General features: G+C 44.8%; 24 protein-coding genes. 13 read left to right on the forward strand and 11 right to left on the reverse strand.

Translation table 11 applies throughout. From position 1 onward, the window contains the following. Nucleotides 1-29: 29 nt before the first annotated feature. Genes fadD through CSH93_RS08570 form a run of 6 tightly spaced genes read left to right on the forward strand, consistent with a single transcriptional unit; the run spans nt 30 to nt 5,398 of the window. Nucleotides 30-1,682 carry a long-chain-fatty-acid--CoA ligase FadD gene (gene fadD / locus CSH93_RS08545; protein ID WP_100642843.1) on the forward strand — a complete coding sequence of 551 codons (1,653 nt, stop codon included), beginning with the start codon at nt 30-32 and terminating at the stop codon, nt 1,680-1,682. Between the two features lie 12 nt (nt 1,683-1,694). Continuing rightward, the gene (gene rnd / locus CSH93_RS08550; RefSeq protein WP_240615540.1) at nt 1,695-2,876 is read left to right on the forward strand and encodes a ribonuclease D; all 1,182 of its coding nucleotides are present in this window, start codon (nt 1,695-1,697) and stop codon (nt 2,874-2,876) included. Next, nucleotides 2,873-3,187 carry a YcgL domain-containing protein gene (locus CSH93_RS08555; RefSeq protein WP_205663264.1) on the forward strand — a complete coding sequence of 105 codons (315 nt, stop codon included), beginning with the start codon at nt 2,873-2,875 and terminating at the stop codon, nt 3,185-3,187. Before rnd ends, CSH93_RS08555 begins: the two co-directional genes overlap by 4 nt. A 10-nt stretch (nt 3,188-3,197) precedes the next feature. Further along, a complete protein-coding gene (locus CSH93_RS08560) occupies nt 3,198-4,193 on the forward strand; it encodes a lytic murein transglycosylase (protein ID WP_100642844.1) in 996 nt (331 codons plus the stop codon). Then, complete coding sequence (locus CSH93_RS08565) at nt 4,190-4,876, forward strand: fumarylacetoacetate hydrolase family protein (protein WP_240615541.1); 687 nt, start codon at nt 4,190-4,192, stop codon at nt 4,874-4,876. Before CSH93_RS08560 ends, CSH93_RS08565 begins: the two co-directional genes overlap by 4 nt. Before the next feature lie 3 nt (nt 4,877-4,879). After that, a complete protein-coding gene (locus tag CSH93_RS08570; RefSeq protein ID WP_100642846.1) occupies nt 4,880-5,398 on the forward strand; it encodes a YcgN family cysteine cluster protein in 519 nt (172 codons plus the stop codon). On the opposite strand, the gene dsbB is transcribed toward CSH93_RS08570, so the two are convergent. Beyond that, complete coding sequence (gene dsbB, locus CSH93_RS08575; RefSeq protein ID WP_100642847.1) at nt 5,372-5,893, reverse strand: disulfide bond formation protein DsbB; 522 nt, start codon at nt 5,891-5,893, stop codon at nt 5,372-5,374. The two genes, CSH93_RS08570 and dsbB, sit on opposite strands and share 27 nt — an antisense overlap. Before the next feature lie 14 nt (nt 5,894-5,907). Then, nucleotides 5,908-7,494 (reverse strand): sodium/proton antiporter NhaB, encoded by a 1,587-nt coding sequence (gene nhaB / locus CSH93_RS08580; protein ID WP_100642848.1) that lies wholly within the window; start codon nt 7,492-7,494, stop codon nt 5,908-5,910. Between the two features lie 417 nt (nt 7,495-7,911). On the opposite strand from nhaB, the gene fadR reads away from it, so the two are divergent. The 3 genes from fadR to CSH93_RS08595 all read left to right on the forward strand — a co-directional run bounded on the left by fadR (nt 7,912) and on the right by CSH93_RS08595 (nt 9,799). Then, nucleotides 7,912-8,622 (forward strand): fatty acid metabolism transcriptional regulator FadR, encoded by a 711-nt coding sequence (fadR, locus tag CSH93_RS08585; protein ID WP_100642849.1) that lies wholly within the window; start codon nt 7,912-7,914, stop codon nt 8,620-8,622. Nucleotides 8,623-8,746: 124 nt separating this feature from the next. Next, complete coding sequence (locus CSH93_RS08590) at nt 8,747-9,109, forward strand: phasin-related domain-containing protein (RefSeq protein WP_100642850.1); 363 nt, start codon at nt 8,747-8,749, stop codon at nt 9,107-9,109. Between the two features lie 117 nt (nt 9,110-9,226). Further along, nucleotides 9,227-9,799 carry a hypothetical protein gene (locus CSH93_RS08595; RefSeq protein WP_100642851.1) on the forward strand — a complete coding sequence of 191 codons (573 nt, stop codon included), beginning with the start codon at nt 9,227-9,229 and terminating at the stop codon, nt 9,797-9,799. Nucleotides 9,800-9,874: 75 nt separating this feature from the next. Here the strand turns inward: CSH93_RS08595 and CSH93_RS08600 are convergent, their stop codons facing one another. Beyond that, on the reverse strand, nt 9,875-11,212 hold the full coding sequence (locus tag CSH93_RS08600) for a hypothetical protein (RefSeq protein WP_100642852.1): 1,338 nt from the start codon (nt 11,210-11,212) through the stop codon (nt 9,875-9,877). Then, nucleotides 11,209-12,696 (reverse strand): DUF3336 domain-containing protein, encoded by a 1,488-nt coding sequence (locus tag CSH93_RS08605; protein WP_100642853.1) that lies wholly within the window; start codon nt 12,694-12,696, stop codon nt 11,209-11,211. Before CSH93_RS08605 ends, CSH93_RS08600 begins: the two co-directional genes overlap by 4 nt. A gap of 207 nt (nt 12,697-12,903) precedes the next feature. Here CSH93_RS08605 and CSH93_RS08610 point away from each other — a divergent pair, with 207 nt between their 5' ends. The 3 genes from CSH93_RS08610 to CSH93_RS08620 are packed head-to-tail and all read left to right on the forward strand — an operon-like array spanning nt 12,904 to nt 16,263. Continuing rightward, nucleotides 12,904-14,112 carry a DUF445 domain-containing protein gene (locus CSH93_RS08610; RefSeq protein ID WP_100642854.1) on the forward strand — a complete coding sequence of 403 codons (1,209 nt, stop codon included), beginning with the start codon at nt 12,904-12,906 and terminating at the stop codon, nt 14,110-14,112. A 9-nt stretch (nt 14,113-14,121) separates the two neighbouring features. Beyond that, nucleotides 14,122-14,763, forward strand: a complete 642-nt coding sequence (locus tag CSH93_RS08615) for a TetR/AcrR family transcriptional regulator (RefSeq protein ID WP_100642855.1) — start codon at nt 14,122-14,124, stop codon at nt 14,761-14,763. Nucleotides 14,764-14,772: 9 nt separating this feature from the next. Beyond that, the gene (locus tag CSH93_RS08620) at nt 14,773-16,263 is read left to right on the forward strand and encodes a wax ester/triacylglycerol synthase domain-containing protein (protein WP_100642856.1); all 1,491 of its coding nucleotides are present in this window, start codon (nt 14,773-14,775) and stop codon (nt 16,261-16,263) included. A 39-nt stretch (nt 16,264-16,302) separates the two neighbouring features. On the opposite strand, the gene CSH93_RS08625 is transcribed toward CSH93_RS08620, so the two are convergent. Together CSH93_RS08625 and CSH93_RS08630 are read right to left on the reverse strand one after the other, a co-directional pair. Further along, entirely contained in the window at nt 16,303-16,569 is a 267-nt protein-coding gene (locus tag CSH93_RS08625; RefSeq protein WP_100642857.1) for a hypothetical protein, read from the reverse strand. 97 nt (nt 16,570-16,666) lie between these two features. Next, nucleotides 16,667-17,395, reverse strand: coding sequence for a DUF1439 domain-containing protein (locus CSH93_RS08630; RefSeq protein WP_100642858.1), 729 nt, complete (start codon nt 17,393-17,395; stop codon nt 16,667-16,669). 220 nt (nt 17,396-17,615) lie between these two features. Here CSH93_RS08630 and glgC point away from each other — a divergent pair, with 220 nt between their 5' ends. Continuing rightward, nucleotides 17,616-18,839 carry a glucose-1-phosphate adenylyltransferase gene (gene glgC, locus CSH93_RS08635; protein ID WP_100642859.1) on the forward strand — a complete coding sequence of 408 codons (1,224 nt, stop codon included), beginning with the start codon at nt 17,616-17,618 and terminating at the stop codon, nt 18,837-18,839. A gap of 50 nt (nt 18,840-18,889) precedes the next feature. On the opposite strand, the gene CSH93_RS08640 is transcribed toward glgC, so the two are convergent. The 5 genes from CSH93_RS08640 to CSH93_RS08660 are packed head-to-tail and all read right to left on the reverse strand — an operon-like array spanning nt 18,890 to nt 23,224. Next, on the reverse strand, nt 18,890-19,558 hold the full coding sequence (locus tag CSH93_RS08640) for a tetratricopeptide repeat protein (protein ID WP_100643356.1): 669 nt from the start codon (nt 19,556-19,558) through the stop codon (nt 18,890-18,892). A 31-nt stretch (nt 19,559-19,589) separates the two neighbouring features. Continuing rightward, nucleotides 19,590-20,390 carry an SDR family oxidoreductase gene (locus tag CSH93_RS08645; protein ID WP_164078330.1) on the reverse strand — a complete coding sequence of 267 codons (801 nt, stop codon included), beginning with the start codon at nt 20,388-20,390 and terminating at the stop codon, nt 19,590-19,592. Nucleotides 20,391-20,394: 4 nt separating this feature from the next. Further along, on the reverse strand, nt 20,395-21,066 hold the full coding sequence (locus CSH93_RS08650) for an iron-containing redox enzyme family protein (RefSeq protein ID WP_100642861.1): 672 nt from the start codon (nt 21,064-21,066) through the stop codon (nt 20,395-20,397). Continuing rightward, complete coding sequence (locus CSH93_RS08655) at nt 21,066-22,523, reverse strand: AMP-binding protein (RefSeq protein ID WP_100642862.1); 1,458 nt, start codon at nt 22,521-22,523, stop codon at nt 21,066-21,068. The genes CSH93_RS08650 and CSH93_RS08655 overlap by 1 nt, the downstream gene beginning before the upstream one ends. Further along, on the reverse strand, nt 22,520-23,224 hold the full coding sequence (locus tag CSH93_RS08660; RefSeq protein WP_100642863.1) for a thermostable hemolysin: 705 nt from the start codon (nt 23,222-23,224) through the stop codon (nt 22,520-22,522). The genes CSH93_RS08655 and CSH93_RS08660 overlap by 4 nt, the downstream gene beginning before the upstream one ends. Between the last annotated feature and the right edge of the window lie 97 nt (nt 23,225-23,321).

Raw genomic sequence — 23,321 nt, forward strand, 5'->3', positions numbered from 1 at the left:
CAATAAAAACTAAAAAAGCTGGAAGAACCATGGAAAAAATTTGGCTGCAGCATTACGACCCTAGGATCGAGCCTGAAATTAACCCTGACGCCTATTCATCACTTGTTGATGTATTGGAGCAATCGATAGAAAAATATCGAGATAAGACGGCCTATATCAACATGGGTCACTCGATGACCTTTGCTGAACTTGACCAGCAATCCAAACAGTTTGCTGCGTATTTGCAAAATTCAGGGCTTAAGAAAGGTGATTCTGTCGCTATTATGATGCCGAATTTGCTGCAATACCCGGTCGCGATATTTGGTGTTTTGCGTGCAGGCATGGTGGTGGTTAATGTCAATCCGCTCTATACTCCACGCGAGCTACAACACCAACTCACGGATGCAAACGTTAAAACGATTGTCATCGTGGAAAACTTTGCCACCACGTTGCAGCAAGTGATTAAGAATACGCCGGTAGAGAATGTGTTACTGACATCTATTGGCGATATGTTACCAGCCCCTAAACGTTGGATCGTGAACTTCGCTATCAAGCACATCAAAAAGATGGTGCCAGCTTACGATATCCCAGGTGCGCGCCAGTTTACTCAAGCCTTGAGAGAAGGGGCTTCACAAACCTATTCTCGTCCAGAGATTAAAAACACTGAGTTAGCGTTTTTACAATATACGGGTGGCACAACAGGCGTATCCAAAGGTGGAATGCTAACGCATCGGAACTTGGTCGCAAATTTAGAACAAGTTTCAGGAATATTATCCACTGCTATTACGCCAGGAAAAGACTTAGTCGTTACGGCATTGCCGCTGTATCACATTTTTGCTTTGCAAGGCAGTTGCCTGTTATTTATGAAGTTTGGATGTCCAAACTTATTGATTACCAACCCTCGCGATATGCCTGCATTTGTTAACGAGTTGAGCAAATATCCATTTGCCGTGTTGCCGGGTGTTAATACCTTGTTTAACGGCTTATTGAACTGCCCAGGTTTCAGCGAACTGGATTTCAGCCACTTTAAGTTTGGTTTGGGTGGCGGTATGGCTGTTCAACGACCCGTAGCGGAAAAATGGCACAAAGTAACCGGTACGGTCTTGTTGGAAGGTTATGGGCTAACAGAATGCTCACCGGTTGTGACAGTAAACCCGCCACAATTGGAAGCCTACAAGGGCAGTATTGGTATGCCTGTACCATCGACCGATATAAAGTTAATGGACGATGATGGAAATGAAGTTGGGCCAGGTGAAGTTGGCGAAATGTGGGTGAAAGGTCCTCAAGTGATGTTGGGATACCTCAATCGCCCTGAAGCAACCGCGGAAATATTAAAGGACGGTTGGCTGGCCACTGGCGACATCGCGCGCGTTGATGAGCAAGGATACTTCTATATTGTCGACCGCAAAAAAGATATGATTTTGGTTTCGGGATTCAATGTGTTCCCGAATGAGATTGAAGAAGTAGCCGCTATGCACAACATGGTATTAGAGGCTGCGGCTGTTGGGGTACCGCACGAGGTTTCCGGTGAAGTGGTCAAGCTTTTTGTGGTGAAAAAAGATGATCAGCTTACAGAAACAATGGTCATTGAACATTGCCGTTCACATTTGACAGGCTACAAAGTACCCAAGCATGTTGTATTTAAAGACGACTTACCGAAAACCAATGTGGGTAAAATCTTGCGTAGGGAGTTACGTGATTAAAGGAATGTCTGTGTGCCGATAGCTGAATCCTCTGGCTATCGGCTGATTACCGATCAAGCGTCACTCAATTCACTTTGCGATACACTGGGTCAATGCGATGCAATCGCCATTGACACGGAGTTTGTGCGTACTCGTACATTGCTGCCACAGTTGGGTCTGATCCAAATTAATGATGGCCAATCTACCTGGTTGATCGACCCGCTCGATATTGACGACCTTAAGCCCTTGGCCGATGTGTTAAGTAATGCCGATGTGGTTAAAGTGTTGCATGCGTGCTCAGAAGATCTAGAGGTCTTCCTCAGCCACCTAGGTGTGGCACCTGCGCCTATATTTGATACTCAATTTGCTGCCAATTTATTGGATATGGGACCAACCCTTGGATATTCGAAATTGGTAGAGATTGAGTGCGAGGTTGAGATTGATAAAGGTGAGTCACGAACTGACTGGTTGGCGCGCCCATTGTCGAGCAAACAATTGGAATATGCTGCCAATGATGTGATTTATCTCTACCAGATCTATTCACAGTTGTCTCAGCGCATACAAGCGAAGGGCTGGACAACATTGGTTTACCAAGAGCTAGCGTCTTTAGCCGAGAAAAAAGCCGCTCAGTTTCCTGACGAATATGCCTACCTTTTAATTGGTAATGTGTGGAAATTAAATCAAACGCAGCGATTTGTGCTCAAACGCCTGGCGAGCTGGCGGTTAAAACTGGCGCGAGAGCGTGATATAGCGATTAATTTTATTGTTAAAGAGCAACACATGCTCAATGTGGCGATGCGTTTACCGCGTTCCAAAACTCAATTGAACGCAATGAACACGTTGTTGCCGCAGGAAATCCGTAAGCATGGCGATGCTTTGATTGACATAGTGAATAGCTCTTTATCGCTAGTAGATCAAAATCCTAGTGTCTGTGAAGTACCTAAAATTATCCGCTTAACCGATAAACCTGGCTACAAACAAACACTCGCCAAGCTCAAAACCTTGTGCCAAGAGATAGCCCAGCAACAAGGGCTAGGTGAGCACCTTATTGCATCTAAAAAACAGTTGAATCAACTGCTTAAATGGTGGTGGTTTGAACTTGATGAAACCGCCTTACAGGGCTTGTTACCTGATCTGCTATCAGGCTGGCGGAAATCGCTATTTCAGGCACCATTGATTGAATTATTAGGTCAACCTATCCGAGAGATTACATGACAATTTCGCAATTATTGTGCAGTGTGTATAAAAGCTCCAAAAAAGCCGGTATGTATATTTATGTACCCAAGGCTGATGATTTTTCTCAGGTGCCTGAAGCCTTAATGTCGATTTTTGGTACGCCGCTATTGGTCATGCATGTACCGGCTAAAAGCAGTCACAAGCTTTTTAGTGTCAGCGCTGACAGCCTAAAAGAAGCGTTTGCAAATGACGGCTTTTATTTGCAGATGCCACCACAACAGGAAAACTGGCTAGCAGAGCATCGCATCGAATTAGGTTTATCGCCTCAACCCCCTAAAGATCCAAAATAAATACACAATTATGATTTTTTGCTTTAAATATTTTTTCAAGCGGGCCACGTTTACGGCTGCTATTGCACTGTTTGTGCTTTCTGCCCATGCAAGAGAGGAAGCATTTGATGTGTACGTTGATGGGCTGCGTAAAGAAGCTTTGGATAAAGGTTTTCCTGAGCAACTCATTAGCCACGCATTCAAAACGATAGAACTGAGAAAAAAGGTCATTCGCAGTGACCGCAATCAACCCGAACGTAAAATCACGCTAACTGAATATTTGGCAACACGTGTACCCGACTGGAAGGTTGCACAAGCTGTTTCATTGCTGGAAGAACATCGCGATGTTTTAGATGCTGTTGAGAAGCAATACGGTGTGCAAAAGCGATTTATCGTTGCGCTGTGGGGCAATGAAAGTAATTTTGGCAAACTACAGGGGAAGGTCCCTGTGTTGGCGGCTTTGGCAACATTGGCTTATGAGGGAAGGCGAGAGGCGCTGTTTCGTGGCCAGTTTTTTGATGCTTTGACTATTTTGCAGCAAGGACATGTTTCTGTTGAAGAGTTTAAGGGGTCATGGGCTGGCGCAATGGGGCAAAGCCAGTTCTTGCCAAGCTCATTTCTAGCCTATGCGGTTGATTTTGATGGTGATGGAAAGACCAATATTTGGTCTTCATTGCCCGATGTTTTCGCGTCTATTGCACATTATCTCTCATCTGAAGGTTGGCGAGCCGATCAGACATGGGGTCGACAAGTATCTCTAACCGACCCTAATACGACAAAGCTGGCCAGTTTGAGCCTGTCTGAACGTAAAACTTTGCAGGAGTGGCAAGCGCTTGGCGTGCGTCGCTTTAACGGAGAGGTTTTACCTCAGGTTGATATGCTTGCCAATCTGATCATGCCTGATGGGCCCGAAGGCCGGGCTTATTTGGTTTATAATAACTTTCAAACGTTAATGAAGTGGAATCGTTCAAGCTACTTTGGGGTTTCGGTGGCGTATTTGTCAGAGCGAATTAAAAAAGGTAAATGATGCACTACCAGCACCGATGGTATGATGGCGAAGAGCCGGTTGAGGGCATAACACCGGGTAAAATAATTTGTGTGGGCCGAAACTATGCTGCCCATGCAGCTGAACTGGGGAATGAAATCCCTGAAGAGCCCGTGTTGTTTATGAAACCGTCTACCGCTTTTCAATCAATGTCAGCAGGCGTTTCATTGACACCGCGCACGGAGCCTGTTCACTACGAATTAGAAATAGCCGTTTTGATTGGTGAGACCCTGTCGCACGCAACTCGCGAGCAAGCCAGACAAGCGGTGATGGGCTTCGGTTTAGGCTTAGATCTGACTCTACGTGAGACACAAACAAGGTTGAAGCACAAAGGCTATCCGTGGGAACGAGCGAAAGCATTTGATGGTAGCTGCCCGATGAGCCCCTTTGTCAGCGCTGAAAAGTTTAACGATTGGCAATCAGTCACATTTCATCTATCCATCAATCAACAGGTCAAGCAGCAAGGTCATACTGCACATATGCTGTTTCCTATTGAGCAACTGCTAATAGAGATTAGCAAGCAATTTACCTTGTTACCGGGAGATGTAGTGCTTACGGGTACGCCGGAAGGGGTAGGGGCCTTGAGTGAAGGGGATCATCTATTCATGACGCTCGCGGATGAGCTTAGTTGTCGTACTGACATCACATTTCAAGGGGGCGCGTAATCAATGTCTACTTCCAACACTGCACCTTTTTGGGAAACCGTCGCTTTAGCTGATATGTCCGATGAACAATGGGAAGCACTATGTGACGGATGCGGAAAGTGTTGCTTGCACAAATTTATAGATGATGAAGATCAACCGTTATCGGTCTATGAGGTGGACGGGAGCGAATCAATAGAGGACGGTGAACAGGTTCATTTCACTAACATCGTTTGCGAACTGCTGAATACTAAAACATGCAGTTGTTCAGACTATACAAACCGAACTGTGCGCGTTCCAGATTGTGTAAAACTCACCAAAGATAATTTGGACTCGATTTACTACATGCCACCAAGTTGTAGTTATCGCCGGTTATTGGAAGGCAGAGGATTACCGAGTTGGCATCCTCTATTAAATCGTGGGAAAAAGACCGCTATGCACAAGTTAGGTATGTCTGTACGAGGCAAAACGGTTTGCGAATCTGACGTTGATCTTGATGAATTTCAGGACTTTATCGCACTATGGCCGCTTGAAGACATCGATTGAACGAGCCACTAATACAGTGGCGAGTAACAACGTGTAGATACCAAAAATAACCATCATCCACTGCGCCATTCCCATGCCGACGAATTGCCAACTGTTTTCCAAACAATCGCCAGGTGCAGCAAATATTGCGGGAAGCCACTCATGTAGTGGTAACCAAGATGGGAAATTGGGGACCGGTTCACATGATGCAAAAAACGGGTTCGCTGCAGTGAGTATATCCACATGTTCATAGGCAATTAAAAATCCCCAAACTGATGAGACTCCCCAGGCGATATAACCCACAAGGCGTGTCAAAGTACTATTGTGTAAAAGGGGAATAAGTGCAGCGAACAAAATACCGAACATCGCCGTACGTTGATAAATACACTTAATACAAGGTTGTAGCCCCATGCCGTGTTGGAAATACAAAGCAGTAAGTTCAAGGGCTAATGCTGACAAAAACAGCAAAGCCCAGCTTGAACGTTGTTTAGACCATTGGCTCAAAAAATGAAACATCTAATGCCTTATTGTTAATGACTGTTGTCTGATATGGCGCCTGGGATTTCCGTATGGTGGTTAATCCAATGCATGTCATACAAATAATCAGTGGCGCCGGCTAATCCGTAATAGGTCGCGACGAGACCGACAATGGTAAGCACGATGGTGTAGGGTAACGCCATGTAAACCATTTTGCCATAAGACAATCTTAGCAATGGTGCGATTGCTGAGGTCAACAAAAATAAGAATGCAGCCTGCCCATTGGGTGTCGCAACGCTGGGTAAATTGGTACCCGTATTGATAGCGACTGCTAATAAATCGAACTGGTCACGTGTGATTTCACCATTTTGCAGCGCTGCGGCGACTTCAGTGATGTATACCGAGCCAACAAACACGTTATCACTCACCATCGAGAGGACACCATTCGCCAAATAAAACATCACGAGCTGATTGGTGCCATCAAAGGTTAGTACCCAGTGAATAACGGGCTGGAACAAACCTTGATCAATGATCACCGCAACAACACCGAAGAATACACACAACAATGCAGTGAAAGGCAGAGCCTCTTCAAAGGCTTTGCCTAATGCATGTTCTTCAATAACGCCACTGCTTGATGTGGCCAGCACTATGACGCTTAAACCAATTAAACCAACCGCAGCTAAATGAAACGCTAACCCAACGACTAACCACACGCCGATAAGCGCTTGAACCAATAGTTTAGCGTTGTCCCTTGGGGTTCTTTGTGTATCCATATGTTTGTCGTAATCGACAAGGATATTACGCACAACTTTTGGCATCTGCGCGCCATAACTAAACCATTTGAATTTTTCTAATACAGTGGCAGTCAACAGGCCGAACACAAACACAGGAAGTGTAACCGGTGCCATTCGAATAAAGAACTCGGCAAATCCCCACGAGGCTTTGTCAGCGATAATCAGGTTTTGCGGTTCGCCGACCATCGTCATAACCCCACCTAACGCAGTACCAACTGCAGAATGCATCATTAAGTTTCGCAAAAAAGCGCGGAAATCATCAAGGTCATTGGCACCGGGTTGCTGGTCCACGTCATCATCAGAAGTGTGATCGTGATCGTGATGGAAATCTTTGCCTGATGCGACCTTATGATAAATTGTATAAAAGCCTAAGCCGACCGCAATGATAACGGCCACAACGGTTAATGCATCTAGAAAGGCCGAAAGGAAAGCTGACGCAGCGATAAAGGCCAATGACAGGATGGTTTTATTTTTGACCTTAATCACTAACTTAGTGAAGAGAAACATCAGTAGATCCTTCATAAAGTAGATACCCGCGACCATAAAGACCAACAGCAGTATCACTTCAATATTCACCGATATTTCATGCATCATGTGTTCAGGGGTGGTGAGGCCAACAAATAATGCTTGGATCAATAGCAGTCCACCTGGCTGTAACGGGTAGCACTTCAATGCCATAGCCAGTGTGAAAATAAATTCACCAATCAGCGCCCAACCTGCGATGTAAGGATTCCACATAAACAACAGTGGATTGATCAGTAAAAATAGGATTATCGTCCTTTTGTACCAATCAGGTGCGTGGCCTAAAAAGTTTCGGTAAATCGCAGTAGTCATCGAAATTTGCATCGGGTGTCCTCAGGCTGGAGCGTATGTGCTCGATGCAGCATACACTAGCCAACATACAAGAAAAATCTTATGAACACCTATAATAAACCCGAATTATATACTTTTGAAATTGATTCCTCGGGTTATCAGTTACTTAGTTTGTCGATAGTGATTATTGATTAGTCGAATAATGGTTGAGTTGTGAACAGGTTGGTACAAACTCAGGATAAAATTAATTCTGTGAGATAACACTAGGATAAGACGTTAAAATCTTTAAAAATCATGAGGCTAGCGCGTGTCTAATGCGGATAAGTTGAATCAATGTAGTTTGAGGTTTATCAGAATGTTATTTATTTGTTTACGTGCGCGTAGAATGCTGACAAAATTGACTGGTACAATCAGTTATACAACAAAAACAAATCCAAAGGTGCGTCTTACATGATTTACAAGGCTCAGAGTCCGGCAGGCTTCGCTGAAGAGTACATCGTTGAATCGATTTGGAGCGGGCGATTTGCTCCGGGTACTATCTTACCGGCTGAAAGAGAGCTGTCTGAGTTAATCGGTGTAACACGAACAACTTTGCGTGAAGTTTTGCAGCGTTTGGCACGAGACGGCTGGTTAACCATTCAGCATGGTAAACCGACACGGGTGAACAATTTTTGGGAGACCTGTGGTTTAAACATTCTCGAGACACTTGCGCGTTTGGATCAAGACGGTATTTCAGACCTTATTGATAATCTACTCGCGGCTCGCACAAATCTTAGTGCTGTGTTTATTCGTGGTGCCCTGCGTAATAACAAAGAAAAGTCGATAGAGCTTATCAGTCGCTACACTGATATTCCGGAAGACGGTCCTGCATTTGCTAATTTCGATTATCAATTAAATCATGATCTAGCCTTAGCTTCAGGCAATCCTGTATTCGTGCTGATGATGAACGGCTTTAGAAATATGTACGCGCGCATTGGCGGCTATTTCTTCTCTCATCAAAAAGCGCGAGATGCTGCTAAGCATTTTTATCAAAACTTGTTAGAAGCGGCTGAAAAGGGGGAATATGAAAATGTGCCTCAAATCCTCAGACGCTATGGTATTGAAAGTGGAAAAGTCTGGCACGAAGTGCGAGATGCCATGCCATCAGATTTAGTAGACTAATTAAAATCCAATAAAAATCAACCGCATACAAAATAATTCAAAATAAATTAAAAGTTAGTATGCGGTTTCTAATTGTTATTTGTAATCTACACCGGAACTAAATAATCGGTCACTGGAGAGCAACATGACTAAAACAGATCAAATCAAAGCTAAATTCAACGAAGCTGAAGAATTCGCACGCAAAATCTGGTTGGCAGGTTTAGGTGCATACGGTAAGAGCATCGACGAAGCACAAGGTCGTTACGAGCAATTAAGCACTGACGCACAAAAAGTTTTCGAAGACTTAGTGGTTAAAGGCGAAGCGCTTGAAACAAATGCTAAAGGCAAGTTCAAGCAAACAACTACTGAAGTTGAAGGTCGTGTAGCTGACGTTCGTAAGAAACTAGGCCTAGACAACAACGACAATGCAGATCAGAAAATCGAAGAGCTATCTGCAAAAATCGATGCGTTGACTGAAGCTGTTGCTAAGCTAGCAGCTGCTAAGTAAGACATAAAAACGCACTCTTCGGAGTGCGTTTTACCTTGTCGGCGAGTTTAGTTGCACTGCACTGAGTAGCGTCTACACTTCAAGTCTACAACCTTTACTAGAGAAACAGGAGTTTCTATGTCTTCCACTACTAAGAATCCTTTCGTTAGTTTTGTTAATGCGTATTGCGGATTGGTTGCTAGCCAACTAAGCGATATGTCAGCTGAATTCGACAAGGTTGTGACAAAGTCTAATGATGTATTTAATGAATTAGCGAGCCGTGGAGTAGCGGTTGAAGCTGATTTAAAGAAATCGATGCCACGGAGCGATAAAATGAACCAATCGATCAAAAACTGGTTTGATGCTTTCAGTTTTGGTAGCGCTAAACGCGATAAGCAGTTAAACACACTTTCAAAGAAAGTGGATGACCTCATTGAACAAGTTGCTTTATTAGCAGAGAAAAAAGCGCGCGAAGCAAGCGCAGCAAAAGCGCCTGCAGCCAAACCAGCAGCTAAAAGAGCACCTGCCAAAGCAAAGGCAACCACAAAGCCTGCTGCGAAAGCGACTGAGAGTAAACCGGCAACTAAGGCGTCAGGTACGACGAAAACGACGACGCGAAAAACAACAACGCGTAAACCTGCTGCAAAGAAAGCGACAACGCCTAAAAAGCCTGCCGCAACTAAGCCAAAGGCACCTAAAGCTGCGGAATAGTCGGTTACCCAATACAAAAAAGGAGCTTAAGCTCCTTTTTTTGTGTCTATTTTCATTGCCATTCTATGTCTCTTACTACGCCCATCGGCTAGACCATTTGGCAAACTCTTGACTGGCCATCCAAGTCCCTTGAATGGGGGGGGCATCATTTTGCTCGCCTGCCTCATGTGGCTGTTGTGCAGAAAATTGGTCGCGGGTACTGGCAAAATAAAAGTTTGCATTCTTGCTCAGCGAGTATGCCGGTTCATCAAGCAATTCGTCTTTTGGCGACAATAACGCCAACACATGAGGTTCATGCATCTTATGCGGGTACAGTCCCAACACCATGCATTTGGCATCATTGGATAATAAACCATACCCCTGCGGGAAAGCCCCAACAATGCTATTAAACGCATTGGCTAAGTCTACGTTTAACACACCTTTCTTGCCGAGCTGGTCAATCAGCATGCAACCTTTGGGTACTTCTGTTCTGGTAAACTCATGCTTAGTCGAAAACACTACTGAAGCGTATATCTGTGGGATCTTTAGTAGTTCACCTATGCCCGTTGCGGGTTTATAGGCATCTTTTACCAATTCAATTTGGGTGGCATGGGCGAGTATTTGCGTTTCGGGAGTGGCATAGGTTGTGCCGTAGTCGGCCCCTAATCCAGTGGTGACATAATCAACACTGAATCGATAGTTCATTTTTAATAGCGAGGTGCGCTCGTCATTGTCCAAAACACGGAATGGATCTTTGCTTTTGTTGCTTCCTTGCAGCAATTTTTTCGCCAATGGATGGTGTAATCCTGCGTCCTGGAATAGGGCTGCGGTCATCGCAGGAACGGCGACCAATGCATACCAACTCTGACGTTGCTCTTCGGTACCATGAAAGCGAATTTCCGGATCTGCGAACCGATCCCAATTGGGTACTCTCAACAGCTTGTTGTGGATAACTTCATCGACTAAGCGCAGTGTGAGCGCCATCTTGTATGGTGTTTTAATCCGCTGATGAAATGCTTGTACTGAGCCGGAGTATTGTTCTGACAACAACCACAGTGATGCAAGAAATTTGGCCGTTTTCTGTTTAGACTCTTCGAGGCTTTTACCCTCGCAACATTCGTAAATCGCTTGGCAGAGGTTACGCACACGTTTTAAACGTTGATGCCTGTCAGTATCGTCTTGCTGTTTAATGTCATTTAAGTCACCAATGAGTGAGTCTAATTCAGCATGCTGCTCATTCGACAGTGAGGCTTCATCTTGCAAGGTGGCAATTTGTACTTTGAGTTCAAGTTGCTTTTTGGCGCTGCGCGCGTCATTCAAAAAATACTGAGTAACATCATCTAATGCAGAGCGAGTATTGCTGTCCTCTGCGGATATTTGTTCGATGATGTCATTAACGAGTGCAAAATAAGGTTCGTTATTTAATGGCTTCATGCCCGTTTTGATTCCACCAATCTGAGCGAGTTCCCGTTTCCAAGTACTCGGGCCTCACGTTCCTTGAGTTGTTTAAGATAACGACGCAATGTTTGGCTTACGCGTGTACTGCGTTCAATGTAATCCAGTTGAGGCCAGGTAGCTTTCTCACCATTACGGATAAGCTCCGCGATACTCTCAACCGTTGGATTAGACCACAAATGGGCCAAGCTGCGAACCCCACGTTCAGGTAAGATATTAATGTCACCGACATACTGTTGATCAATAATCGACCGAACCTTATGAATAGCTAGCTTACCAGCTTTGCTGCCGACCGCTGATTCAAGCATATCAAATGCGTAAATACTGTTTACTTTGGCCAGGTTGGTCAAGTGTCGCATAGTGATCCCCGCCGCAGTATTGGCATCTTTGCGGTTACGCGATAAAAATGGCACTGCCAGCGGGTTGGTTTGACTGACGATACTGTGGTTAACACCATACAAGCGTGCTAAGCGCTCAAATGGCAGATCAGCCATCAACGAGCCATCGGCAAAACGGCGATTAGGGATGTAAGGAACAATATCACCGTTAGCGGTTTTTGCGCGCAGTTGAACGGGACTGAACACGATCGGCACAGCGCAAGAGGCTCTAACTGCTTGAGTAATAATAGCGTTCGGTGATGTTTTTGCATTCAATAGACGCGAGAATTGATGCAGATCAGCCGCTGAAACCGTGATCGTGACGTGCAAACCAGTGCGTTTGAAGGCTTCCTCAAAGGTCATTACGTCAAAAAGCTCAATCAACGCATTTTCTAATTGTGTCGAGTCAAATAGGCTCTTACCTCTGACGCCTTTGAATATGCGCCAGTTACGGAATTTGTTGTATATAAATTCCGCATCTAATACGTCAATCAACTCATCGTGAGTGCGTGTGCCGAGCATCGCGGCAATGATAGAGCCAGCACTGGCCCCTGATACCACACCCGGCAATAGGTCCCTTTCATTCAGCGACTTAACAACTCCACAATGAAAAAAGCCTAAGCCAGCGCCGCCACTGAGCATAAGACAACTGCGCCCAAACGAGTGCGCGGTTTCTTCAAAAAAGGACAGTTTTTCGTAGAAATCAACATTGTTTTCGTCGGCAGCATAAATATCATCAAGCGCATAGACCACCTGATCGACAAACTCTTGGATCAAGTTTTTGGTGCCTAGCTTGGATTGATGCTGAAGAACCGGGTTTGCGATGTTGGCAAGGTTACCGTGCAAGCCCTCATGTAAAATTGACATCAACCCCAAAATATCACCCTGACCGCGAGCCAGTTTGATGCGTTGAACGCGTTTGCGGATCAGTCGATAATCGTAATCCCGACAGGGATCTTTTGCTTTCCACTCATCGGCACCCGACAATTCATCGTGCGCGGCACAGGCTTCACGATACTCAGCGTAAGTATCAGCATGTTCTATGGCATCTTCTAACTGAGCCAGACGATTATCAAACAAAGGCATACTGCACCTTAGGGGTTGATTTACTTACTCGCAGTGTAAACAAAATGTTTAGAAACCACTACCCAATTTCTTGATATGTATCAATCTAGCGTAAACCCGTAAGTACATATCCAAATTAAGGCTTCAAGGAGGTTACGCAGACGATTGTTTAGGGTACACTCAAATCTTGAAGTTCAATTTATAATAATAAAGCGCATATTCATCACTATGGAATGGAACCTCGCTACGCTCACATTGTTGTCAATTCCGCTGGTCAGTGCTGTTGTTGGTTGGGTAACCAATTACCTTGCGGTCAAAATGATGTTTTATCCCATTGAATTCTTTGGCATAAAGCCAATTTTTGGGTGGCAAGGTCTAATTCCAGCGAAACGTCGTGAAATGGCGGAGATTGAAGTTGAACTCGTGCTAGGCAAACTCTTAAGTGTTGAAGAGCTAGCTGAGCGACTTGATCCTGATGAACTTACCAAAGCGATCCAGCGCAGACTTCATCAGGTTGTGCGTAAAATCGTTAATGATGTAATGAAAGAGTCCGCTCCTGCATTATGGGCTGGCTTGCCAGTACAAGGTAAAAACCTTGTGTATGCACGCATTGAAAGTGATATCCCCAATGTCGTTCACAAAATGGTGAGTGACTTCCAATACAATATAAATGAAATCCTAAACATTAAAGAGCTGGTTGTTGAGCAATTAGTCAACGAGCCGGAATTGATCAATGAGATTTTCTTAAAATCAGGTGAGAAAGAATTCCCATTTATCGTCAAGTCGGGTTTCTATTTTGGTTTTCTATTCGGCCTACCGACCATGTTGCTGTGGCACTTTTATCAAGCTTGGTGGATTTTACCGTTGGGAGGCTTGCTGGTGGGGTATGCCACCAATTGGATAGCAATAAAGATTATTTTTGAACCTAAACGCCCCATTCACATTGGTCCGTTCAAGGTTCAAGGCATGTTTCTCAAGCGTCAAAATGAAGTGGCTCGGGTGTATTCAGACATCATCGAAGAGAAATTGATCAATTCGAAAAATATCACCAACATGATATTGCATGGCTCTGGCTCTGCACAGTTACTCGAATTAATCGAACTGCACGTGAACGATGCGATTGAACGCTATGTGGCAATAGCACAGCCCTATTTTGCTATTGGCGTAGGCTCTGACAAATACTTTGCCATGAAAGAGTTAGCCGTAAAACAGATCTTCTCCAATTCGGACAAGTACCTTATGTATGCATATGATTATGCTAATGGTGCTCTGCAAGTAGGGGATGATCTGTGCGCACGTATGCAACAACTGAGCCCCGAAGAGTTCGAAGGGGTGCTGCGCCCCGCTTATCAAGCGGATGAGTGGAAGTTAATCGTAACAGGCGCTATTCTGGGAGGACTGGCAGGATTTGCGCAATTGTATTTTGTGTTTGGATAAGGCTAATGTATGAAAACAGCACAACGGATACTGGCAACGTCTCTTGAGCTCTTTAATCAAGAGGGGGAAAGCAGTGTTACGAGTGTGGACATAGCCAACGAATTAGACATCAGTCCAGGGAATTTGTATTACCACTTCAAAGGCAAAGAAGTGATTGTTGATGCCCTGTTTGCCTTGCATGTAGAACAATTTGAAAAGTTAATCAGCGCTGGTGATGTCACGGCGCTCTCTTTAGAAGAGCAGTTTTATTATCTCTATCTGCTGCTTGAGAAAATCCATCTATATCGCTTTCTGTACCGCTCTCCGATGGATTTAATGGAAAAATATCCGCATGTACAAAAAGGTATGCAGCGCTTAGTTAAAAAACTTGAAGCTAAGCTTGAGGCAATGTTCGAACATGCAGCCCAGAACAAATATATTCAAGTTGAGCGCAGTGAACTGAAACCTTTGGTTGAGATTGGCAGTTTAGTGATGATCCAATCCAGTCAATACTTTCAAATCAAGCAAAGTTTTGATGATGATACCCAAATTTACGATACGCTTAATCTATTGCTCACGATGTTAATGCCTCGTATGCATGTACCAGTGGAAAATTTGTCCCATTTACAGCAGAGTATTGCTATGCATGCGTTTACTCGCGGTGATGAATAAGGTGATGTAATGAAAAAGTCTGATAAAGCTAAAACTTTAACCTTTTTGGATAAAACCTTTTGGATCACCGAGTCTGTTGATAATCCTAAGCATGTGGCCAGCCTACAGCTATTGCGAAAGCCCCACACAGATGGTGAAGTCGATTACGTAGAAGCCTTATACAATGAAGTCATTCAGTACGATAAGGCGTCTAACCCTTTTAATTGCTGCGTTAAAAGCATTCTGGGTTTCCCCATAAAATTGCAGCCGGTTAAGCGCCTCGATATGCATTATCACGTGCAAATACATGTCATTGATGACATGTATGATCGTCCTGCGCTGGATGACTACATCGCCAAAATGCATGAAGTGATCCTCGATCGTGATAAACCACTGTGGCAATTTCATTTTATTCACGATGGCAAAAGTGATGTGTATGGCATTTATGTCAAGGTGCATCACATGTACGGCGATGGAGCAACGTTAGTACGCTGGTTCCAACAGGGTTATCACACTGAAAAAACAGACAAAAGCTTCGTGCCTGTATGGGCTGTGCGCCGCAAACGTCCAATACGCCCGAGAGTTAAATGGTGGCGACGCGTTGTGCGTCAAGTGTGGAGTTTCTTGGTTGGTCTTAAAGATCTGCTGATCATTTTCATTCGTTTGTTTTTCAAAATCATCTGGATCAACCGCCATTATATGCCTGTGCCCTTTAGTGGGACGCGCACCGTATTAACCGGGCAGGTAAAGTCAGGTAGAGCCGTTGCCACCATGGATATCGACTTTGAACGTATTCGCAAAGTGGGTAAAAAAACTCGGGCCTCGGCCAATGAAGTGCTGTTGTGCGTGTTTGATATTGGTATTCACCGGTTTTTACAAGATTATGGTCAAACGTTTGAAAAAGCGTTGTTTACCAATATGCCAATTAATTTGCGTAAACCGGGTGAGCAAACCTCGGGCAACAAAATTGCGATTGTGCCTGTTGAATTAGCGCATGGTAAAACAGACCCTTACGTTCGATTACGCCAAATCATCGCCAATCACCGTATTGTCAAACATGCGGCTCAGCACGCGAGCCCCGGTGCGTTTAGCTATTACACGGTGGTGATCCAGTCGTTTGCGTTGATCTTCGAAGTGCTGCGTTTGTCGAATGTGACTCGTCCAATTGCGAATTTATTGGTGTCTAACGTTCCGGGTCCTGCTGAAGCTAGATACCTAAAAGACAGTGAGCTGTTAGCCAATTACCCAGTCTCTACGATGACGCCAGGTGGAGGCGTGAATATTACGCTGATGACGTACAACGGCGTGGCTAATATCGGTATGGTATGTTGCAACAAAAATATTAAGTCGTTGCAACCACTTGCAGAATATTGTGCGGAGGCTTTTGATTTACTTGAGAAAAGTATTGATGATCCGACGGTCAACATTGAAGACATGGGCGAACATATGGCAGAAATGCCGGTGTCAATTGTGACCGAGACGCTAGAGCCACACGAGATTAAAAAGGTTTCTAATAGCTAATTGATACGAATTGGCTGAGCTTCGTCGAATCAATCGAGTTTATTCTGTTGAATTCGACGCGGCTTCAATATCGTTGTTACTTTGCTGTTCACTTTCGTGCTTAACCCAAATAAAGGTCAGGTACATTTTAGTGGGGAGTGACATTGCCATGCCCACGGCTACGCAAACCGCACTGATAATAATCCCAGTTATCCCCATACTTTCGATGGTCTCACTGAAGTTGTGAAAATACACACCTAACAATATTAGGCAAATTCCAATGGCCATAATGGTTTTCAGTACTTTCAAAAGTGTTGCATCATTCATATGTTTTGCCCCTCCTAAGTACTCTATTGGCAGTCTAGCAGTGGCCAGACTTTGTGTACTTGATCAGGATCAGGTGTACTTCGGTTTGTAGCTCGCGTCAGAAGTAAAAACGTAATTCTTTTTCTTCTACAGAGACGGTTCTACCGCGGCGAGCGAAGAGGTTTTGTCGCCACTCTGCAGGGTCAAGTTCGAAGTTCAAATCCGCTTCAGCAACGGCATCTATGACATGTTGCTCGATTTGAGGTTTGTGGTACTCCAAGATGCGCTGTTTGCTGCCGCCGATGTAAAGATTTAAGTAAGCAGTAGCTGTCATGGATGAGCCGGCGGTCAATACACTGAGAGCGGTCTTAACCGGGCTGGTAAATAAACTGCTAAGTTGCAAAGGCGATAAGCTATCGATCAACTTTGTAGTATCGGTTAACAGCGCATATTCATCATTCACCAATGCAACTTCATCGACTTGAATGTTTTCAATTGACACAATTTTGCTGCTTGCATCGTATGTGGGATCAGCCGATACAATAACAATCAAATGAGCACGATAAATGGGATTACCTAACACTCTAATATCTAGGGCGCACAGCAACTGTAGCTCTAGCCGGTTAGTTGACTCCGGCATGCTCAGCTCGCCTTCTAGCAAAGTTAATGTAGCTTTACCAATGGGGACCGGAATAGGCATTTGTTGAGGGAAATACGGTGTTAGCAACTCATTGAGTTCTTGTTCACTAAATTGGTCATAACGCAACTTGCCTAATTTCACCATGAACAATGCCGCCGCAACTTTAAAGCGATCTGACAAGGACAGTGGGTGCCAAGGTATATCCATATTGAAGCGTGCCAATTATCTGTTTGTGGCAATTATTAAGGCATTGGTTCTAGAGTCAAGTGCAAATTGGTAACAGGCCTGAATTCTTGCTTTTGATTCAGGGATAACGATTTGGTTATCAACAACTATTGATCTGTATCTAAGATCAATAAAGCTTTTCTGTCACTTTGCCAAAGCATTGCTAGACTTGATACATCATCAAAAAAGGGAAGTCATTTACGTGTCGAGAACATTAGCGATGATCTTAGCGGGCGGTGAAGGACGACGCCTGGCGCCACTCACTCAAACGCGTAGCAAGCCAGCGGTACCTTTCGCTGGAAATATGCGCATCATTGACTTCGTACTGAATAATTTCGTCAATTCTGACTTTCTCAAGATCTATGTGTTGACTCAATTTAAATCTCAATCGTTGAGTATTCATTTGGGGCAAGCCTGGCATCTGTCTGGTGTAACGGACAACTTTATTGAAACCGTACCGGCACAAATGAGGATGGGTAAACACTGGTATGAGGGAACGGCGGATGCAATCTACCAAAATATCCGATTTATCGGCTTACATGAGCCCGACAATGTCTGCATATTTGGTGGCGATCACATTTATAAAATGGATGTGCGCCAAATGGTGCAGTATCACGAAAAGCAAGGTGCTGACCTAACCGTTTGCGCCACGCGTATGCCAATAGAAGAAGCCTCAAGGTTTGGTGTTATCACGGTGGATGACAACTACCGAATGATTGGTTTTGCTGAAAAGCCAGCAAACCCGACGCCACTACCGGATGATCCCACGATGGCACTGGTGTCTATGGGAAATTATGTTTTTTCTACCGCATTTTTATACCAGGCACTTGAAGAGGACAGCAGAGACGCCGCTTCTTCACATGATTTTGGTTGCGACATTATTCCCAACGCATACCCAAAACAGAAGGTGTATGTGTATGACTTCCATCAAAATAAAATCAATAATGAGTCCCACTCGACGTACTGGCGAGATGTTGGAACACTTGATACGTTTTGGCAAACACACATGGACCTACTGGTACATGATCCCAAGTTACTGTTATCGAATCCTAAGTGGCCGCTACGTAGCTACCACCCACCATTGCCAGCGGCAAAAATTATGGCTGATGAGGATGGCATTGACAGTCTGATCCAAAACTCCATTATCGCGGCTGGCTGCGAAATAGAGGGGGCGCGGGTCAAGCGCAGCGTGTTAGGTCATGCGGTGTTAGTGTCAGCAAAAACTCATATAGATGAATCTATATTGTTAGGGAAGACTCGTGTTGGTGTGGGCTGTCGGTTGCGCAAAGTGATTGCGGATAAAGGCGTGACGATCGAAGAAGGCGCTCACGTTGGTTATGATCATCAGCGCGACCGTGCTCGAGGACTCACGGTGACAGACAGTGGGATTGTGGTAATTTCGAAAGGCGCTACGGTCAAAAAATAAAGCGCCCACGCTACGTAATACTATCATTGCGCAGGCGCTTTACACGGGGATTATCGGTTTAACTTTTTGTTCACTTTAGCCAGTAGCATTTGAATTTCCGCCCGGCGAGATTCATCCGCTAATGGACGGGTTTCCCGGCTAGGCGCTTCTAACGCATGTTCAAGGTGTTGTTTAGCTTCTTTGTACTGACGTTCGTCAAATAAGAATTCACCATAGAAGTAGTTAGGATCAATACCATCTGGGTTGATCGTAATCGCTTTTTCTAACATCACTTTAGCGTCATCATCGTCGCCAAAACCCAACGGCCAGCCCGGGACTTTGTGATATAGCGTGCCTAAGCTTGTATAGGCTGACCCTTGCAGCGCTGACTCATCGAGGGCTAAAGAACGCTCCAGTGATTTTTTCGCGTCTTTAGCGAGTGATAAGGCGCCAATACCGCCTTTTGCGCCGGCAAAGCTACTTTGAATAATACCCAGCCACACCAATGGTTCAGCGCGTTCCGGGTATGCTTGTGAGAAAGCGGTGGCACTTTCGATCAGCTCTTTAAATTCATTTTCCTGTACATCATCGCTTAATGTGTAATTCACGATAGCCCATTGTTTTTGAATAGAGAGCAACTGGCTATCGAATTCATCAGGCGTGCTTGCATTGGCTGTATGCGCCATACAAAGAAGGACTGAAGCCGAAATTACAGTTTTAAAAGTAGATAGACGTTTCATATTATTTACCCCTGTAAATAGAGCCAAACGGTTACGCATGTAGGTATCGTTTGATTGTCGAAAGTTTAGATTTTATGGCGTTGTCGACCACACCTGGCGCAACAGCATTAACCCGAGCAAAAAGTTTCTCTGGCCAACCAACAACGCTTTCTCGTTTATGTTTCTTCAGCATCTGGATCAGCGCCTGCGCGACATGCTGTGCAGAATCGACTTTATTGCCTAACGCTAAATTCATATCATCAACGCTTTGCGAGTTGATTTCGGTTTGTGTAGCGCGTGGGGCAAAGTAAATAAACTTAACGTTAGAATCACTGTATTCCCGCGCAAGGGCTTCTGTGAATCCGCGTAAGCCGAATTTGCTCGCACAATAATTGCTAAACCCTGGATAGCCGATATAACCGAAGGCTGACCCAACATTGACAATTGTTGCGCAGACATTCGAGGCCTCTGAATTGGCCTTTACATAGGCTAAGAAAGCCTGGGTAAAGAGCACGGGAGAGAGCAAATTGGTCTGAAATATATTGCTGATCTCTTGGCTTGATGCCTGTTCAAACGCCTTAAAGGACGATATGCCAGCGGCATTGATGAGAAGCTCAATAGGGCCTTTTGCAAAGGCCTTTTCCAAAACCTGTTCTCGTTGCGATTGCTCGTTTAAATCGCCCAACACAATATCTGTGCGATTACTCATACTCGCTTGCAACCGCAAAAGCTTTTCATGATTGCGTCCTTGTAAGATAACGCTGTAACCTTCAGCATCTAAGGCTTTAGCGATTTCTCCGCCAATGCCGCCTGAGGCTCCAGTGACTAAACAACGTTTGTTTGTCGTGTTCATAAGCTTATGCTGCCGTTGATTTAGCCGGTGATACGTCAAGTGTGCGGAAGATATTGCCATACAGCGTATAGAATTTTTTCGCACTCTCAACGATCAGATCTTGTTCTTGTGGGCACTCAATCTTATTCATCAAACCTTCGAAGAATTTGACGTGTTCAAGGTCGAGTGAACCATGAGAGCGTAAGTAGCTAAATGCAGCTTTAGGTAATCCAAGTGCTTTTTGGATATTGTCAGCAGCATTGTCGGCCATTGCGATACTGGTGCCCTCAAGCACATGAACCATACCAAAGAAGATAAGTGGGTTGACACGATTCACTTGGTCATACGCAAACGACACCATTAACTCGGTTGCGAAGGCTGGGGCACTGTTGCGCGCGGCCTCTTTGTCATGGCCACAAGCTGCAATATCGTTTAATACCCACTCCTGATGCCCAATCTCTTCTTCGATATATTCTGCAACCGCTTCACGTAGCCATTCTTTGTCGTCAGTTAGCTTTGCGCCCACAGACATCAATAATGGAACCGTATGTTTAACGTGGTGAAATGCTTGAGTTAAAAACGCAACGTAGTCAGCTGTGACAATATCACCCTGAAAACAACGTGTGATAATCGGCGCTGACAATAAATAATCGCGCTCAGCCGCTGTTTCTGTTTGTAAACGTTGAAATAAAGTCATTAGGCAGATTCCTTCAATTGTGCCGTGTTATATACACGTTCGATTTGTTGCTGAAAATGTTGTTCAATTTGCGCCCGACGAGGTCGCATATTATTGGTGTATAACCCTTGCTCTGGAGTCATCGGGGTGCTTAATACAATAGGGTTTTGAACGCGAGCGTAATCCGGTAAACAGTGATTAACCATGTTGATGATCTGGCGCGCATGAGCTTCGCTAATATCATTTCGTGCCGGGACTACAATCGCGCTGCAGAACGGACGCGCATCGCCAATAACCACCACCTGCAAAAATAGGCCAGTTGCCAGCAGTTCCGCTTCCACCCATTCAGGCGATATATTGCGACCAAATGAATTAATAATTGTATTTTTAAGGCGGCCGTCGATACACAGTGATGGCCCTTTAAATGAGGCGATATCGCCAGTATATACGACGTCTTGATACCAAGAATCGGGTTGCTCCAAGTAACCTAAAAAGGTATTGCCACGCACCACGAGCTCTTGGTTAATAATATCGACTGTAAGGTGAGGTAATACGCGACCGACGCTGTCTACATCATCGGCTTCTGTCGATAAGCTCACCACCGAAGCGCACTCAGAGAGACCATATCCTTGATACACAGGTAACCCCAGTGCTCTAGCTTTTTCCATTAGAGTAGGTGAGACTTTGCTGCCACCAACGGCAATAAACCGTAACGATGAAGGCGGAATCCATCCTCTCGCTGCTCCCACGACCAAAACTTGCAACAGTTCAGGCACCAGGATCATGGTATTGGGCTGCGTCTCAGAGATGCACTGTAGCAGAGCTTGTGGCTCAGCGAGCATACTGCCTCGGAAGCCCCTAGACTCATCACGGGTTAAAACGATTTTGCCACCTGCCATCAGCGGCGAGTAAACACCTGCAACGTTTTCCAATAAAACAGGCAGTGGTAGTAGTGATAAATGTTTGGGCTTGTCGATGCCAATGGTGGTAACTAGCGAAGAGGCGACTGCCATCTGGTTGTCAGTGCTTAAACAAACTCCTTTTGGCGCTCCTGTTGAACCTGAGGTATAGGTTATTTTTTGCGTGCCGTCAGGAGCTGAAAGCGGGGCGACTTGCTGTCGCTGATATACATTGAGGCTTATATCCTCACAATCAAGTTCGATGGAATCAGCCGGTTGTGTGTCGGCAAAAACGATTTCGGCTTTTACCGAATCAATGACACTGCTTATCTGTATTTGCGTAAAGAACATGGGAATTGGTGTACAGATCACGCCAGCCGCCTGACAGGCTAAATCTACAATAATCCAATCAATACTGTTCGGTGCTATTAGTGCAACCGAGGTAACGCTCTGACAGGTTAGCCAATCAGCTAGGCGTTTTACGCGCGTTGATAGTGCTTGATAAGTGAGGTTTTCCTGCTCAAATTCGAGCGCAATGTTGTCTTGGTAGCGAGTTGCCAACGTCTCAAGCCATTTCATTTTACACCTCCACGCTGTAGGCGCTTTGAGGTTGCGGCAATTTTGCTTGAAAGCTGTTCGAACATGCGCGCATACAACGGATGATTGTTAACCACGGCCATTACATCGAGAAGTGACACCGCTACTACTTTGGGTTTTGTATCGTAGTATGAGCCCCAATTGTCAGATGCAGTGTTGAGTCGAGCTGGATCGGCGTTAGATAAAAATGTGTGCGGGATGCCCGCACGGCTAATTAATTGCAATACATGCTCAGTAGCTGAGAACACCATGTACTTGTATTCATTGGTGAATAACGACACCGCTGTGGTTAAGAACAGCGGCAAGGTAAACTTATTTGAGTTGCTGTACAGATGACCAATTTCGGCAATGTGCGAACGTTGGATCTGACGAGTTGATGCTAGGTATTGTTCAACGGGATTATCTAAGTATTGTTCCAGAAACAATGTATCTGTTGCAGGACGAATACCTAAAGCAGCCTTGAACGCACCATTGTTGATAGCCAGAATCCAAGGCATTGTCACCGATACGGTCGCGTTGTACGCGCGTTTAAAGCCTTCTTGGATGAAATGTTCGGCTTCTTCACGATCAATGTCGCCGATGGCGTACGCGTCGATATTGAATGCATATTTCTTTGCCACGTTTTCGCAACGTGAAGTATTGCGACGCTCTTCGTTGGCTTGTACTGCTATTGTTGGATGCATTGTTACTTCCTCGCATTAATTACGGTAAGAAGTTACGTTGTCAACCTTAGGGGAAACTTAAGGAATCTTAATAAATGAAAATTTTTTCATTTATTTG

Source organism: Neoalteromonas facilis, from assembly GCF_002807665.1.
GTDB lineage: Bacteria > Pseudomonadota > Gammaproteobacteria > Enterobacterales > Alteromonadaceae > Alteromonas_E > Alteromonas_E facilis.

Bases quoted from the DNA above. Each gene is read 5' to 3' on its own strand.
- fadD (WP_100642843.1), top strand. From the start codon at position 30: ATGGAAAAAATTTGGCTGCAGCATTACGACCCTAGGATCGAGCCTGAA.
- CSH93_RS08555 (WP_205663264.1), top strand. From the start codon at position 2,873: ATGACAATTTCGCAATTATTGTGCAGTGTGTATAAAAGCTCCAAAAAA.
- CSH93_RS08560 (WP_100642844.1), top strand. From the start codon at position 3,198: ATGATTTTTTGCTTTAAATATTTTTTCAAGCGGGCCACGTTTACGGCT.
- CSH93_RS08565 (WP_240615541.1), top strand. From the start codon at position 4,190: ATGATGCACTACCAGCACCGATGGTATGATGGCGAAGAGCCGGTTGAG.
- CSH93_RS08570 (WP_100642846.1), top strand. From the start codon at position 4,880: ATGTCTACTTCCAACACTGCACCTTTTTGGGAAACCGTCGCTTTAGCT.
- dsbB (WP_100642847.1), bottom strand. From the start codon at position 5,893: ATGTTTCATTTTTTGAGCCAATGGTCTAAACAACGTTCAAGCTGGGCT.
- nhaB (WP_100642848.1), bottom strand. From the start codon at position 7,494: ATGCAAATTTCGATGACTACTGCGATTTACCGAAACTTTTTAGGCCAC.
- fadR (WP_100642849.1), top strand. From the start codon at position 7,912: ATGATTTACAAGGCTCAGAGTCCGGCAGGCTTCGCTGAAGAGTACATC.
- CSH93_RS08590 (WP_100642850.1), top strand. From the start codon at position 8,747: ATGACTAAAACAGATCAAATCAAAGCTAAATTCAACGAAGCTGAAGAA.
- CSH93_RS08595 (WP_100642851.1), top strand. From the start codon at position 9,227: ATGTCTTCCACTACTAAGAATCCTTTCGTTAGTTTTGTTAATGCGTAT.
- CSH93_RS08600 (WP_100642852.1), bottom strand. From the start codon at position 11,212: ATGAAGCCATTAAATAACGAACCTTATTTTGCACTCGTTAATGACATC.
- CSH93_RS08605 (WP_100642853.1), bottom strand. From the start codon at position 12,696: ATGCCTTTGTTTGATAATCGTCTGGCTCAGTTAGAAGATGCCATAGAA.
- CSH93_RS08610 (WP_100642854.1), top strand. From the start codon at position 12,904: ATGGAATGGAACCTCGCTACGCTCACATTGTTGTCAATTCCGCTGGTC.
- CSH93_RS08615 (WP_100642855.1), top strand. From the start codon at position 14,122: ATGAAAACAGCACAACGGATACTGGCAACGTCTCTTGAGCTCTTTAAT.
- CSH93_RS08620 (WP_100642856.1), top strand. From the start codon at position 14,773: ATGAAAAAGTCTGATAAAGCTAAAACTTTAACCTTTTTGGATAAAACC.
- CSH93_RS08625 (WP_100642857.1), bottom strand. From the start codon at position 16,569: ATGAATGATGCAACACTTTTGAAAGTACTGAAAACCATTATGGCCATT.
- CSH93_RS08630 (WP_100642858.1), bottom strand. From the start codon at position 17,395: ATGGATATACCTTGGCACCCACTGTCCTTGTCAGATCGCTTTAAAGTT.
- CSH93_RS08640 (WP_100643356.1), bottom strand. From the start codon at position 19,558: ATGAAACGTCTATCTACTTTTAAAACTGTAATTTCGGCTTCAGTCCTT.
- CSH93_RS08645 (WP_164078330.1), bottom strand. From the start codon at position 20,390: ATGAACACGACAAACAAACGTTGTTTAGTCACTGGAGCCTCAGGCGGC.
- CSH93_RS08650 (WP_100642861.1), bottom strand. From the start codon at position 21,066: ATGACTTTATTTCAACGTTTACAAACAGAAACAGCGGCTGAGCGCGAT.
- CSH93_RS08655 (WP_100642862.1), bottom strand. From the start codon at position 22,523: ATGAAATGGCTTGAGACGTTGGCAACTCGCTACCAAGACAACATTGCG.
- CSH93_RS08660 (WP_100642863.1), bottom strand. From the start codon at position 23,224: ATGCATCCAACAATAGCAGTACAAGCCAACGAAGAGCGTCGCAATACT.